Origin of the sequence: Flavobacterium panacis, assembly GCF_024649945.1 — a bacterium.
Lineage (GTDB): Bacteria > Bacteroidota > Bacteroidia > Flavobacteriales > Flavobacteriaceae > Flavobacterium > Flavobacterium panacis.
In genome coordinates this window covers 122,211-136,848 of sequence record NZ_JANKMS010000012.1, presented here as the reverse complement: position 1 = coordinate 136,848, position 14,638 = coordinate 122,211, and the positions used below count along the sequence as shown (strand labels likewise).

Annotated in this window: 11 protein-coding genes; 8 read left to right on the top strand and 3 right to left on the bottom strand. The window is 33.9% G+C overall.

Going from position 1 to position 14,638, the window contains the following annotated elements:
* Positions 1-71: 71 nt before the first annotated feature.
* From NQQ59_RS21780 to NQQ59_RS21760, 5 genes are all read left to right on the top strand, one after another.
* Complete coding sequence (locus NQQ59_RS21780; protein WP_144219018.1) at positions 72-1,556, top strand: MFS transporter; 1,485 nt, start codon at positions 72-74, stop codon at positions 1,554-1,556.
* A gap of 95 nt (positions 1,557-1,651) precedes the next feature.
* Positions 1,652-2,926, top strand: coding sequence for an alginate export family protein (locus NQQ59_RS21775; RefSeq protein WP_144219017.1), 1,275 nt, complete (start codon positions 1,652-1,654; stop codon positions 2,924-2,926).
* Between the two features lie 138 nt (positions 2,927-3,064).
* Positions 3,065-3,433 (top strand): hypothetical protein, encoded by a 369-nt coding sequence (locus NQQ59_RS21770; protein WP_144219016.1) that lies wholly within the window; start codon positions 3,065-3,067, stop codon positions 3,431-3,433.
* Positions 3,434-3,579: 146 nt separating this feature from the next.
* Positions 3,580-4,881, top strand: coding sequence for an SIR2 family protein (locus tag NQQ59_RS21765; RefSeq protein ID WP_144219015.1), 1,302 nt, complete (start codon positions 3,580-3,582; stop codon positions 4,879-4,881).
* 278 nt (positions 4,882-5,159) lie between these two features.
* Positions 5,160-5,777, top strand: coding sequence for a class I SAM-dependent methyltransferase (locus tag NQQ59_RS21760; protein ID WP_144219014.1), 618 nt, complete (start codon positions 5,160-5,162; stop codon positions 5,775-5,777).
* Positions 5,778-5,862: 85 nt separating this feature from the next.
* On the opposite strand, the gene NQQ59_RS21755 is transcribed toward NQQ59_RS21760, so the two are convergent.
* Positions 5,863-6,564 (bottom strand): Crp/Fnr family transcriptional regulator, encoded by a 702-nt coding sequence (locus NQQ59_RS21755; protein ID WP_144219013.1) that lies wholly within the window; start codon positions 6,562-6,564, stop codon positions 5,863-5,865.
* Between the two features lie 150 nt (positions 6,565-6,714).
* Between NQQ59_RS21755 and NQQ59_RS21750 the strand changes: the two genes are divergently transcribed.
* The 3 genes from NQQ59_RS21750 (at position 6,715) to NQQ59_RS21740 (ending at position 12,543) form a co-directional block, all read left to right on the top strand.
* Positions 6,715-10,230 carry a nitrate reductase gene (locus NQQ59_RS21750; RefSeq protein WP_144219012.1) on the top strand — a complete coding sequence of 1,172 codons (3,516 nt, stop codon included), beginning with the start codon at positions 6,715-6,717 and terminating at the stop codon, positions 10,228-10,230.
* A gap of 106 nt (positions 10,231-10,336) precedes the next feature.
* A complete protein-coding gene (locus NQQ59_RS21745) occupies positions 10,337-11,767 on the top strand; it encodes a rubredoxin (protein ID WP_144219011.1) in 1,431 nt (476 codons plus the stop codon).
* A gap of 134 nt (positions 11,768-11,901) precedes the next feature.
* Positions 11,902-12,543: a hypothetical protein gene (locus NQQ59_RS21740; RefSeq protein WP_144219010.1), complete on the top strand. Its 642-nt coding sequence runs from the start codon at positions 11,902-11,904 to the stop codon at positions 12,541-12,543.
* A gap of 177 nt (positions 12,544-12,720) precedes the next feature.
* On the opposite strand, the gene moaA is transcribed toward NQQ59_RS21740, so the two are convergent.
* Together moaA and moaCB are read right to left on the bottom strand one after the other, a co-directional pair.
* On the bottom strand, positions 12,721-13,728 hold the full coding sequence (gene moaA / locus NQQ59_RS21735; protein WP_144219009.1) for a GTP 3',8-cyclase MoaA: 1,008 nt from the start codon (positions 13,726-13,728) through the stop codon (positions 12,721-12,723).
* Complete coding sequence (gene moaCB, locus NQQ59_RS21730; RefSeq protein ID WP_144219008.1) at positions 13,715-14,629, bottom strand: bifunctional molybdenum cofactor biosynthesis protein MoaC/MoaB; 915 nt, start codon at positions 14,627-14,629, stop codon at positions 13,715-13,717. The genes moaA and moaCB overlap by 14 nt, the downstream gene beginning before the upstream one ends.
* Positions 14,630-14,638: the final 9 nt, after the last annotated feature.

Below are 14,638 nucleotides of genomic sequence, written 5' to 3'. Positions count from 1 at the left end.
TTTCAAAAACTGCGTTTTAGCAGGTTTTAACTAAGTTATAGTACTTATTTTTACATAAAAATATAAGTGCTATGAAAAATACAAACTCACTATCGCAATCACACAAAATTTTATTTTTGAACACATTGGCTTTTACAGTGTGTTTTGCCTGTTGGACATTAAACGGCGTTCTAGTAACCTTTTTAGTTGATAACGGAATTTTCCATTGGGATGTTATTCAGGTTGGATGGCTTTTAGGTATTCCAATTTTGACTGGATCAATTATGCGTTTACCAATCGGAATCTTGACAGATAAATTTGGCGGAAAATATGTTTTTTCACTTTTATTACTGCTTTGTTCAATTCCACTCTTTCTCCTTCCCTACGCCGACAGTTTCGCGATGTTTGCTTTACTAAGCTTCTTATTCGGAATGGTCGGAACTAGTTTTGCTGTTGGAATTGGTTATACTTCTATCTGGTACCCAAAAGAATGGCAAGGACGCGCCCTCGGAATCTTCGGAATGGGAAATGCCGGTGCAGCAATTACTACCTTTTTAGCTCCTTCTCTGCTAAATCATTTTTCAATAGATGATCCACAAAATGGTTGGAAAGTGTTGCCTGTTATTTATGCCGTTTCACTAGTGGTTATTGGTATTGCCTTTTTAATCTTCGCTCAAAACAAAAAAATAGAAAGCAGTGGAAAAACAATTTCTCAAATGCTTACACCGCTTAAATCACAAAGAGTTTGGCGTTTTGGGGCGTATTACTTCTTAGTTTTTGGTTGTTTTGTGGCCTATTCACAATGGTTATTGCCAAACTTCATGAACGTTTACCAAACCAGTTTAGTTCTGGGAGGTTTATTTGCAACGATGTTTAGTCTGCCTTCTGGAGTAATTAGAGCATTTGGCGGGTATTTATCGGATAAATTCGGAGCGAGAAAAGTGATGTACTGGGTTTTGGGTTCTTCTGTAATTTTAAGCGCTTTATTATCAATTCCTAAAATGGAAATCACTACTTCAGGACCAGGAATATTAGCTTCAAAAAAAGGAGTTGTAAATGCAATAAGCGATAAAACAGTAAAAGTTGGAGATAAAGAATATCCTATTGCGCAAAAAACAGCAAATACAGCTGAAAATGCAATTTTTCCAACAACTTCAAGCTGGCAAGATGTAGTTGTAGCGCACAATCAAAGTGTTGCTAAAAAGGAACTAATTGCAAAAGGTGTTACTGTAATTAAGTTTGATGCGAATATGTGGGTTTTCTTGGTTTTAGTAATTCTAATTGGAATTTCTTGGGGAATTGGGAAAGCTGCAGTTTACAAACATATTCCTGAATATTTCCCAAATGAAGTTGGAGTTGTGGGTGGAATGGTTGGAATGATTGGCGGTTTAGGCGGATTCTTTGGCCCAATCATCTTCGGATACTTATTGACTGCAACCGGAATTTGGTCAAGTTCATGGATTTTTATTCTAATCTTTTCAATTGTTTGTTTGGTTTGGATGCATTATACTATAACACAACTTTCTAGAGAAAAAGAAATTAAAGTTCGTAAAGCAAAATTAGAGCCTGCTTATTAAACTTAGATTAAAAAAAAATTAGAAATATGATTGTAATCATAGCAAAGAACAGCTTTTTCTTATAATTTTACCCTCGATAAAAACTTACCAATTTTATGAAAAAATTTAAACTAATCTTTTTACTTATCGTCGGATTAAGCTTTGAAATTCAGGCACAGGAGTTAGATGTCAATCTTCAAATCAGACCACGTTTTGAATATCGAAACGGATTCAAACAACCTCTGAATTATGGTCAAGAAGGAACATCGCAAATTTCTCAGCGATCCCGCTTAGGTATTAATTACAAACAAGAAGATTTTATTGTAAAACTGACTTTACAAAATACCCGAACTTGGGGAGATGTACCAACAACAGCTACAGCCGATAAAAATGGAGTAGCAGTATTCGAGGCTTGGGCGCAATACAATTTTACTGAAAAGTGGAGTGCCAGAATGGGACGTCAAGTGCTTTCTTACGATAATCAGCGTATTCTTGGAGGATTGGATTGGGCACAGCAAGGACAAAGTCACGACGCATTAATTGTTTCTTATCATGATGAAACTCAAAAATTGGATTTTGGAGGTGCATACAACTCAGATGCTGAAAATCTTGTTCAAACAACTTATAATGTACCTAATATGTACAAAACACTGCAGTATGCTTGGTACCACAATCAATTCAGTGAAAATTTCGGAGCAAGCTTCTTAGCATTGAATACAGGTTACGAATATACTCGTAATCCAAATACTCCAACGAATAAAATTCTGGTAGATTACAAGCAAACTTTTGGATCTTATTTGACTTATAAAAAAGGTAAATTAGATACTAGCTTTTGGGTGTACGGACAAACTGGAAAAAGCAATGATCGTCAAGTAAGCGCTTGGAATGCTGCTGCAAATTTAGGTTACAACATAACAGAAGCTTTTAAAGTAGATTTAGGTTATGAATTTTTATCTGGAAAATCTTCAAATGATGGAAGTTCAGTACTTAAATCTTTCAATCCGCTTTTTGGAACCAATCATGGATTTAATGGCTATATGGATTATTTTTATGTTGGAAATTACACAAACAGTTTTGGTTTACAAGATGCTTTTATTAAACTAAACTACAATGTAAATAAATGGCAGTTTGCTTTGATTCCACATGTATTTTTAACTGCTGCCGACGTAGTTACACCTGTAAATGAGAAACTAGATTCTTATTTAGGAACTGAGGTTGATGCAACTTTTGGATATAATTTCAAGAAAAACATAACAGTTACAGGAGGTTATTCTCAAATGTTCGGATCTAAAACAATGGAAGTTGTAAAAGGCGGAGATACTAGCCATACTAATAATTGGGCTTGGTTAATGATTTCTGTAGATCCTAAAATTTTTAGTTGGAAAAAATAATTTTTCAATAAAATTAAGTTGTAAAAATTACCCTTTTCTGAAATCAGAAAAGGGTAATTTTTTTTTAACATACAAAAGCTTGTTATATAATTTAATTATCTATATTTGAATCGATTATGAACCCCCAATTCTATCCTGATGAAACCATTTTTAAAATTATCTATGTTGACCACTTTTGTGGTTACTCAAACTGGTATTGCTCAAAAATTTAATGATGCTTTAATTTCGCAAGGCTCAGAAATAAATTTCGCAAAAACAGAAAAAAGAGGCATTAAAAAAAACAACATGATCTACTATGTTGAAAATGACTTACAAACAATATCTGCTTACAAAAAGAAGAAATTAAAATGGCAGACCAATGTTATTTCTGTTTGTGGAAATCCGAAAAAAGGAAATCCTGAAATAAGATACATCGGTTACAATACAGACAAACTTCTTATCGTAATGGGAAAACACCATTTTGCAGAAATTGACATCAATTGCGGTACCACAAGACTTGTTGGTTAGGATTTAAATACAGAGTGATTTTTATAAATCGAATTTTACACAAAAACACCCTCTTTCAAAATCAGAAAGAGGGTGTTTTTTTTTTACAAAATAAATTTAATTATTAAGTATATTTGATTTCTTTCGTCAACTAATATCTAATCACTATGGAGACATTCACAATTCAATTTAAAGAACATATTGCAAAATTCTCTACAGCTCCATTTTTATTTATAGGATCAGGATTTTCTAGAAGATATATAGGATTACCCACATGGGAATTATTATTAACAGAAATCTGTGAAGAACTAAAATTATCTAAACCATATAACTTCTATAAATCTAACGCTGATTCACAACTGCCAAGGGTTGCTTCATTGATTGGAAATGAATTTAATGATACATGGTGGAGTAACGATGATTTTAAAGAAAGTAGAGAAATTTTTCAAACTCTAACTAATAGTAAATTTTCACCCCTAAAATATGAAATTGCAGAGAAGATAAATAAAAATATGCAACTTTCAACAGAAGAAATAATTGAAAAAGAAATTAAACTACTAAAAAAAATTAATATTGATGGAATAATAACAACAAATTGGGATCAATTACTTGAACAGTTGTTTCCTGATTTTATAAAATTTATTGGCCAGCAGGAACTAATTTTTTCAGAATTATTTTCAATTGGTGAAATCTATAAAATACATGGCTGTTCCTCTGCTCCTAATTCATTGGTTTTAACCGAAGAAGATTATGAAAATTTCGAGGATCGAAATGAGTTTTTAGCTGCTAAACTACTTACAATATTCGTTGAAAACCCAATCATTTTTATCGGTTACAGCTTAGATGATAAGAACATTCAATCCATCTTAAAATCAATAATTAGATGTTTAACCAAAGAAAATATTGGTAAATTAAAAGATAGATTAATATTTTGTCAATGGAGTTCGACAGCTACTGAAACCACAATAATTGATAGTACAATTTTGATCTCTGACACAGTAATTCCATTGAAACTTATAACACTAAATAACTTTCTAGACATTTATACAGTACTTGCCAACAACAAAAGGAAATTACCAATAAAAATCTTAAGACAGATGAAAGGCATGGTTTATGACTTCGTCAAATCGAATTCTTCTAAATCCAAAATATATGTAGCCGATAACTTAGATGATATTGAAAATTTACATGAAGCAGAATTTGTATATGGCGTTGGCCTTAAAGATCGCTTTGCAGAAGTTGGAATAAAAGGTATAGAATTTAAAGACGTTTTAATAGATTCAATAATATCCAGAAACTGGGATCCTTTGAAAATTTCAATCCTTTGTTTACCATCATTAATGGGAAGATACATCCCTTTCTTTAAACATTTAAATGCTGCTGGACTTTTAAATGAATCGGGTAAAATAGATGAAAATAGCGACATCAAAGAGTTTTCCCCTGAATTTATCAAAAAAGTAATGATGTAAAAGTAGAGTCTTTCTATCCCTCAAAAAACTATGCAAAAAAGAAAGATGAAATAAATGAAACCTACTCTACATTACAAGAATTGCATCAAACAGATAATCAACTACATATCTTAATTTACACACCATTATTATCTCCAGAAAAAATAAATTTAGAGCAATTAAAGATTTATTTGGAAGCTAATATTGATTTGATTAATGATAGCAAATTAGGCACGCACTTTAGAAAACTTATCTGTCTCTATGATTATCTTTCATTTATTAATAGTAATGCAAACTAAATGGATACCTGGACTCAGCGTTGGGACGACCGTTATAAAACAGAAGAATTCGCATACGGCGAAGAACCCAACAATTATCTTAAAGAACAAATTCAAAAATTAGAAACTGGCTCGATTCTTTTTCCAGCCGAAGGCGAAGGACGAAATGCTATTTTTGCTGCAAAATTAGGCTGGGAAGTTTCCGCTTTTGATAGTGAAGAAGGCAGAAACAAAGCAATTTTATTAGCAAAAAACAATAATGTTTCAATCGATTATCAAGTTGGCGAATTGGGAACTTTAGATTTTCAGGAAGAACAGTTTGACGCAATCGCTTTAATCTATGCACATTTTCCAGCTGTCATAAAATCTGAAATACACAAACAACTGAATCAACTTTTGAGAAAAGGCGGAATTCTAATTTTTGAAGCTTTTAGCAAAAAGCATTTGGAATATGTAACCAAAAATGAAAAAGTTGGCGGACCAAAAGACATTGAATCCTTATTTTCAACAGAAGAAATCAAAGCTGATTTTCATAATTATGAAATCATAGAATTAGAAGAAAAAGAAATCGAACTCAGCGAGGGTCTATTCCATAACGGAACTGGTTCTGTAATTAGATTTGTGGGAAGAAAAAAATAATAACTATTCGACGTGGAGACGCACTGCGGTGCGTCTCTACAAAAAAACTCAGCATCTTAGAGTCTTAGCAACTTAGAATCTTAGATTAAAAATACTTATGCTCCATAATCTCAGATCGAAGCGTTGAAACTTCCAAAATCCCAACACGTTTTCCTTCCGTTTTAATTAAAGCTTCTTTTTTAAGACTTGATAAAATGCGAATCGCTTGTTCCTCTGTAGTTCCAGCAAAATCTGCGATTTCCTTTCGCGAAAGCTCAATATCAATCAAGCCATTTTTTTGTCCGAATTTACGATGAATATAAAGCAGTAAATCAATCACACGTTCGCGGACATTCATATGAGCAATCTTTCGGATATTATTTTCGCTTTTGTTTAATTCATCAGCATAAAAAAGCATTAAAGCATACGTAAACTCTGGAATATTTTGAAGAATTTCTTGCATCGTTTCATTACTGAAATTACACAATACAGTATCTTCCAGAGCGTAAGCGCCGATCAAATAACGCTTGCTCGTTCCGAATCCTCGAAAGCCAACTGTATCTCCATTTGTCGTTAAACGAACAATTTGTTCACGACCGTTAATTCCTGTTTTTACCGTTTTTGCTTTTCCTTTACAAATAAAATAAAGTCCTTGCAAAGGCGCTCCTTCCGTTATAAAACGTTGTGACTTTTTGCAAACAAAACTATTTTTCTTCAAAATGTATTGTTTCATTTGCTCTAAATGCAAATGCCTTTTGATGAAACAATTTTCATTTAAACAATTGTAACAAATAGATTCTTCTTTCATGAGTTCAATTTTTCGGCATTAAAAGTATTTGTTGATCCTCAATTCTTTTATCAAAAGTAAAAAAATAAATCAAAAATTAAGTATTAATACTTAAAAAATACTTATTTTTGTTTTGAGTTAAGTAAGTGATTTATTTAAAACCGAACTATAATGCAAAGTACGAAGATCAAAACTACCTGTTCCTACTGTGGCGTTGGCTGTGGTATAATCGTAACCAACGATGCTAAAAATGGTGTAATGGTCCAAGGTGACAAAGATCATCCGGTAAACAAAGGAATGCTTTGTTCTAAAGGAATGAATCTGCATTACGTAGTTAACGATACTTCAGACAGAATTTTATATCCTGAAATGCGAGGCAGCAAATCTTATCCGCTGGAACGCGTAAGTTGGGATACCGCTTTGGATCGCGCAGCGGCAGTTTTTACTTCTATCATTAAAAAACACGGACCAGACAGCGTTGGATTTTATATTTCGGGACAATGTTTAACAGAGGAATATTACTTAGTCAATAAACTCGTAAAAGGTTTTTTGAAAACCAATAATATCGATACCAATTCCAGACTTTGCATGAGTTCTGCGGTTGTGGGTTATAAAAAGACTTTCGGAGAAGATTCTGTTCCAATTGCTTATGATGATATTGAATTAGCAGATACTTTTTTAATTACAGGTGCAAATCCTGCTTGGTGCCACCCTATTCTTTTTAGAAGATTAGAAAAACACAAAGAGAAAAATCCGAAGACTAAAATCATCTGCATCGATCCAAGACGAACAGATACTGCCATTTTCTCTGATTTACATTTACAGATTATTCCGGGTTCAGATATTATTTTATATCATGCCATTGCCAAACGTATTATCGAAAAAGGTTATGTCGATCATGATTTTGTTAAAAATCACGCAGAAAATTTCAAACAATATAAAGATTTAGTTTTAGGAACCTCGCTTGAAAAAGCTTCCAAACTTTGCGGTATTCCAGTAAACGATATCAAACTCGCTGCTGATATTATCGGAAAAGCAAAAGGATTTATTTCACTTTGGGCTATGGGTTTAAATCAAAGTGCTGTTGGTGTTGACAAAAACACAGCTTTACTGAACTTATCTTTATTGACGGGACAAGTTGGGAAACCAGGTTCTGGACCATTTTCATTAACGGGGCAGCCCAACGCAATGGGCGGACGCGAAGTGGGCGGCATGGCAACACTTTTGGCAGCGCACAAAGACATTGCAAATCCAACGCATAGAAAAGAAGTTGCTGATTTTTGGGGCGTCGATGAAATTTCAGACAAACCAGGTTTAACGGCCACAGAAATGTTTGAAGCCTTAGAATCTGGTAAAATGAAAGCGGTTTGGATTATCTGTACTAATCCATTAGTAAGTTTACCCGATTCTAGAAGAGCCGAAAAAGCACTTCAAAATGCAAAATTTGTTGTAGTTCAAGATATTTCGCATAATGCAGATACGGCCAAATTTGCCGACTTATTATTGCCTGCTGCGGGTTGGTTGGAAAAAGAAGGAACAATGACCAATTCAGAACGTCGTATTTCGTATCTGCCAAAAGGGATTAATCCGCCGGGAGAAGCACTTCCAGACATTGAAATTTTAATTCGTTTTGCTAAAAAAATGAATTTCAACGGATTCAATTTCAACAGTGCCGAAGAAGTTTACAAAGAGCATTGTGCACTTACCAAAAACACTAATATTGACATTTCCTTTTTAAATTATAATCGTTTAAAAAGTGAAGGCACTTTTCAATGGCCAGTTCCAGACTACAATCATCCTGGAACTCCACGATTATTTACAGATAAAAAATTCTATACACCATCTGGAAAAGCAATTTTTAATCTTCCTGTTTCTATCGAAAATACATCGGTGCAACCAAATGACGAATTCCCTTTTATTTTAACAACGGGAAGAATCCGCGATCAATGGCATACGATGACCAAAACTGGAAAAGTATCGCGTTTGTTAACGCATATTCCAAGTCCGGTTTTAGAAATAAATCCGATTGATGCTTTTAAAAACGATATTAAAAATGGCGACATTGTTGTGGTTTCAAGTAAAAACGGAGAAGTTCGCGTAAAAGCAAAAGTTACCGATTCCATTAAAGAAAAAGTATTATTTCTGCCAATGCACTGGGGAAAACAGCTTGAAAATGATTTAAACAGAACCAATAATTTAACGAATATCGTTGTCGATCCAATTTCAAAAGAACCTGATTTTAAGTTTACAACAGTTTCGATTAAGAAATACGTAAAACCTTTTCACAAAATTGCCATTGTTGGCGCTGGAGCGGCTTCATTCCGATTCATTCAAAACTATCGTGAATTTAATTCTACAGATGAAATTATAGTTTTTTCGAATGAAGTAAACCCGTTTTACAATCGTGTTTTACTTCCAGAATATATGACGGGAGAATTTACTTGGGAACAGCTTCTAAAAGTCAAAGACGGCGAAACTTTCAGTAAATTAAAAATTACCATGAAAGCCGGAGTTGCCATTGAAAAATTAGATCCAAAACAAAAAACAATCGTAGATAGTCAAGGCGAAACCCATACTTTCGATTCGTTGATTATAGCAACCGGAAGTCGTCCATTTGTACCTGAAAATGCACAGCTTCATCTTCCTGGACGTTTTACAGTTAGAAGAAAAGAAGATGCCGACCGTTTAAAAAAACATTTAGACAGCACGAATCTTCCACCAGAAGAACAACATGTTGTCATTATCGGTGGTGGGTTATTAGGATTGGAATTAGCTGCGGCTTTAAAACATAAAAAAGTAAAAACTACGATTATTCAGCGTGCTTCACGTTTGATGGAACGCCAGTTAGACCGAATTTCAAGCAAATTACTAGCCGAAGAAGTGCAGCTTCGTGATATTCAGATTTATTTTGACAATGAAGTCAGCACCGTATTTGAAACCGATAATCCAAACGAAATTGAAATTGCTTTAAAAAGCGGTAAAATCATAACTGCAAATGCGATTGTCTATACAATTGGAACAATTCCGAATATCGAAATTGCTCGCGAAAGTGGGCTTGCATGTGGACGCGGCGTCAAAGTAAATCAATATTTACAGACCTCAAATCCAGATATTTTTGCAATTGGAGAAATAGCCGAATTCGAAAATAAACTTTTCGGAATCACTTCTGCTGCCGAAGAACAAGCTAATATTTTAGCAAATTTCCTTGCGGGTGATATCAGCAGTTATTACAAAGGCTCGATTTTAATGAATATTCTAAAATTAGAAGACATCAATCTTTGCAGTATCGGCGATTTGACCATTCCAGAAAATGATGATTCGTACGAAGAAATTGTTTTTACCGATTTGAAAAAACGTTACTATAAAAAATGCATCGTAAAAGACGATCTTTTAGTCGGTGCGATTTTAATGGGCGATAAAAATGAGTTTGCCGAATTCAAAACCATGATTGAAAGCAAAATCGAATTGTCAGATAAAAGAAATACACTTTTAAGAGGAAGCTCAAACGCAAAACCTGTTTTAGGAAAACTAGTTTGCTCTTGCAGTCAAGTCGGTGCTGGAAATATTGAAGAAACTATCAAAAGTGGGGTCAGTGATTTCACAGAATTATGTAAAAACACAGGCGCAGGTTTAGGCTGCGGAAGCTGTAAAACAGAAGTAAAAGAGATATTGGCGAAGTGTAAATAAGTTTTCAGTTACAGTCACAGTATCCAGTGAAAACTGTGACTGAAAACTGTGACTGAGACTGCGACTGAGACTGCGACTGAAAACTGAGACTGAAAACTAAGAAAAAATGGAACTAACAAGATTAATAGTAAAAGGAGGCGTTATTTCGCCAGGGGAATTACGAGAAGTAGTTAATATTGCTTTGGATGAAGGTTTGGATTCTATCTCCTTTGGTTCCAGACAGGATATTATTTTTCCGAAAGGATTTAAATCTCTTGACAAAACCACTTTAGGTAAACATCATTTTGTTTATCCAGATCAAAAAAGCGGAAATAATATTGTTTCCTCTTATGTTTCAACCGATATTTTCAGAAATACAAACTGGCTTACCGGAAACCGTTTTTTATACATTTTAGAAGAATTCAAAGAACAGCAAAAACTCAAAGTCAACATAACTGACCCAAAACAGCAATTGGTTCCTTTGTTTACGGGGCATTTGAATTTTATTGCTTCGGAACTGGAAGATTATTGGTATTTGTACATTCGTCTTCCAAAATGGGAAAAAATGGAAGTTTATCCAGTTTTACTTTACACCTGGGATTTGGCTAAAATTTATTACGAAATTGAAAAAATCTACGAAGAAGATTCTATTGACATCGAATTGCTTTTCACTTTGGTCAGCGAAGCTTTGGACACCAATAATCGAACCATTGATAAACCATTAAATATTCCGTTTTATCCATTTCCATATTATGAAGGAATGAATAGAATGGGAATTGATCAATATTGGCTTGGATTATATTGGCGAAATAATCTTTACGATTTGGATTTTCTAAAAGAAATGTGCGATTTGTGTTTTGAATGCAAAATCGGGAAAATCTGTATCACACCTTGGAAATCTTTCATTATAAAAGGAATTCCAAAAGATCGAAAATTAGAATGGGAAAAATTTCTCGGAAAAAGAGGAATCAATGTTCGTCATTCTTTGTTAGAATTAAACTGGCATTTACCCGTTGCAATGGAATGGGCTTTAAACTTAAAAACTTTCTTAGTTCGAACATTAGATCAATTCGACATCAGCACATACGGATTAAATTTCGGAATTTCGGAATACAACCGTGATGGACATTATTTTACTTCAATTGTCATCGAAAAGAACGAACTTCCTGCGGCTTTAGAATCCATCAAAATTCGAGATACTTACAATGTTTTGTTTGCCAAGAACTTCGACCCTAATACACGAGAATATATTGTGCACTCTCAAGACATTGACAAATTGGAACTTCCAACAATTTTAATTGAATTAAGCCGAAAATATTTTGAAGAATTAGGAAATACAGCTTCAGAAACAACTGAAAATCTGCAGAAAAAAGAAAAACCGCAGTTGGATATTTACCAATGCCAGGAATGTTTAACGCTTTACAATTCAGAATACGGAGACGAAACACAAGGCATTCCAAAAGGAGTTTTATTTGAGAATTTACCCGAAGATTATTGTTGTTCTTTATGTGAAGCTCCAAAAAGTAATTTTACAATTTTAGAACTTGTAAAACAGTAAAAACTTAATTTTCATGTATTTAAAAAAAATGCGTATATTTAGCTAAGCTAAGAATCCGCATCAAAGCATTATACCTCAGATGCCATTTAACATTCTTAGTATCAAGCTATTTTACTCAACAAAAAAATACAGTTATGATAAAAAGAAATCCAAGTACTCCTGCTGAAAATGCAACCGATATTCCAGCAGAAACAGCTGTAGAAACCACTACAGAAGTTCAACCAGAAACTAAGACAACAGTTAAAAGAACAACGAGAACTGCTACAAAAACACCAGCAACAAAAGCTACTACTTCTAGAACTACAGCCGCAAGAACAACAGCTACAAAAGCACCTGCAGCCACAGTAAAACCAGTAACAAAAACACCAGTAAGAGCCGCTTCTAAAACGACTCCAAAAGCTACCGTAAAAAAAGTCGCTGCAACACCTGCAAAAAAAGAACCTATAGTTTCTGAAATTGTAGAAATTAAAACTAATGATGCTTCTGAAAACAAGCCCGTTGTAACTGTTGAAAAAATTGGCAAAGAAAAAAACGATATAAAATCAAAGCTTAAAGCTAAACTGAAAGCCAAAAAAGAAAAGGAAAAGAAAAGAGAAAAGGCAATTAAAGCGGTTATCAAAAAATTGGAAAAAGCGAAAAACGCCAAACTAAAAGCTGCTGAAAAGAAAAAAGAAAAGGCGAAAAAGGAAAAGGCAAAAGCTCAAGCTAAAAAAGCCGCTGAAAAGAAAGCACAAGCTTTGAAAAAATCAAAGGCAAAAGCTAAAAAGAAAAAATAATTTGAAGTAAGGTTTGACGTAAAGTTGAACCTTTTTTTATTTAGTCTTTTTTGTCATTTCGACCGAAGGGAGAAATCGCACTAGAAATTCCGCAAAGTAAAGAACCAATCTTAGTCGATCAACTAGTGCGATTTCTCCCTTCGGTCGAAATGACACACTAAATGAAAAATACCGTATCTACCCTCCAATCGTAATCATACTGCGATTATCAAAATGTTTAGCAGGATCATTTATTTCTGAAACACTAACCATTCCTGCTCGAACTTTCTTTTTATTTTGAATAGAAGTCATAATTAAATTCTCAATAGATTCCCCATTTCTAAAAGCCGTCAATAAATCAGTTTCAGAATTAGAGAAAAGGCAATTTTTTATTTTTCCGTCAGCCGTCAAGCGGATTCTGTTGCAGCTGTCACAAAACGGATTGGTAATGGAACTGATGATTCCGAAATCGCCTTGAAAATCTTTTATTTTATAATTTCTTGAAGTGAAGTTTTTTTCGTCTTCCAACTTTTGAATTTCATCTGAAGAAAAACTGTTTTCAACTAAAGACAGAATTTCTTTTTGTGAAACCATTTTACTCCTATCCCACTCGTTTCCTGCAAAAGGCATGAATTCGATAAAACGAACAGAAATTGGTAAAAATTGAGTCAGTTTTACAAAATCAACAATTTCATTATCATTAAAACCTTTCATCAAAACTACATTTACTTTTACCTGAAAATCATTATTCAAAAGCAAATGCAGATTGTCAATTACTTTCTCAAACTGATTTCGAAGCGTTATAGAAGCAAATTTTGACGAAACTAAAGTATCTAAACTCAAATTGATTTTTTGAACTTTAAATTGTTTTAAAGTCTCAATATGACGGTCAATTAAAATTCCGTTTGTTGTTATCGAAAGCGAAATATCTAATTCTGACAATTTAGAAACGATTTCTGGAAAGTCTTTTCGAAGCAAAGGTTCGCCACCAGTTAATCGTATTTTGTCAACACCATTTTTTACGAAAGTTTCAGCAATTGCAAAAATCTCTTCAGCCGTCATTAAACTGGCTTTTGGAGAAAGCACGATTCCGTCAGCCGGCATGCAATACGTACAACGCAGATTGCATTTTTCCAGCAGCGAAATGCGCAAATAATTATGTTTGCGCCCAAAACCATCCGTTAAAATAATGTTAGAGGATGTCATGATTTTTTCCTTTTAAAATATGAAAAACGTGCATCACATGCGGAAAAACAGCATCCATCGATTCTCGTACGCCGTTTGTTGAGCCCGGCAAAGCCAAAACCAACGTTTTGCCTAAAGTTCCTGCAACGCTTCTAGAAAGCATCGCATATGGCATTCTTTCTTGTCCATAACTACGAATTGCTTCTTCGATTCCTGGAATTCGACTTTCTAATAATGGCGCCAAAGCTTCTGGTGTAACATCTCTTGGAGACAAGCCTGTTCCGCCTGTAAAAATCACTAACTGATTTTCTTTCGCGAAAGCTTTAGTTTTTTCCTGAATAATATCCAATTCATCTGGAATAATTTCATAATGCGAAGTTTCAACTCCATACGAATCTAACTTTTCTACAATTGTTTTACCAGAACGATCTTCTTTATCGCCTGCAAAAATCGAATCGGAACAAACGAAAACCGCAGCTTTGATTACATTCGGGAATTTATTTTTGAAAGATGATTTTCCACCTTCTTTATTGATTAATTTGATGGTCGAAATTTCGATTTCTTTGTCTATCGGTTTTAGCATATCGTACATCGTCAATGCTACAATTGATGCGCCGTGCATGGCTTCAACCTCAACGCCTGTTTTGTAAACCGTTTTTACTTTGAAAATAATATGAATATCCAAAGCTTCGATATTATATTCTACAGCAGTAAATTCAATTGGAAGTGGATGACAATCGGGAATAGATAAATGCGTGTTTTTAACAGCAAATAATCCTGCCGTTTTTGCCATTTCAAATACGTTTCCTTTTGGCACTAAATTATTCACAACCGCATCAATTGTTTCCTGCCTGCTGACTTTTACAATTGCAGTTGCAGTTGCGACTCTTAAAGTACTTATTTTATGCGTAATATCTACCATTATTATTTC

Coding starts and splice junctions, on each gene's coding strand:
- NQQ59_RS21780 (WP_144219018.1), top strand. CDS start 72: ATGAAAAATACAAACTCACTATCGCAATCACACAAAATTTTATTTTTG.
- NQQ59_RS21775 (WP_144219017.1), top strand. CDS start 1,652: ATGAAAAAATTTAAACTAATCTTTTTACTTATCGTCGGATTAAGCTTT.
- NQQ59_RS21770 (WP_144219016.1), top strand. CDS start 3,065: ATGAAACCATTTTTAAAATTATCTATGTTGACCACTTTTGTGGTTACT.
- NQQ59_RS21765 (WP_144219015.1), top strand. CDS start 3,580: ATGGAGACATTCACAATTCAATTTAAAGAACATATTGCAAAATTCTCT.
- NQQ59_RS21760 (WP_144219014.1), top strand. CDS start 5,160: ATGGATACCTGGACTCAGCGTTGGGACGACCGTTATAAAACAGAAGAA.
- NQQ59_RS21755 (WP_144219013.1), bottom strand. CDS start 6,564: ATGAAAGAAGAATCTATTTGTTACAATTGTTTAAATGAAAATTGTTTC.
- NQQ59_RS21750 (WP_144219012.1), top strand. CDS start 6,715: ATGCAAAGTACGAAGATCAAAACTACCTGTTCCTACTGTGGCGTTGGC.
- NQQ59_RS21745 (WP_144219011.1), top strand. CDS start 10,337: ATGGAACTAACAAGATTAATAGTAAAAGGAGGCGTTATTTCGCCAGGG.
- NQQ59_RS21740 (WP_144219010.1), top strand. CDS start 11,902: ATGATAAAAAGAAATCCAAGTACTCCTGCTGAAAATGCAACCGATATT.
- moaA (WP_144219009.1), bottom strand. CDS start 13,728: ATGACATCCTCTAACATTATTTTAACGGATGGTTTTGGGCGCAAACAT.
- moaCB (WP_144219008.1), bottom strand. CDS start 14,629: ATGGTAGATATTACGCATAAAATAAGTACTTTAAGAGTCGCAACTGCA.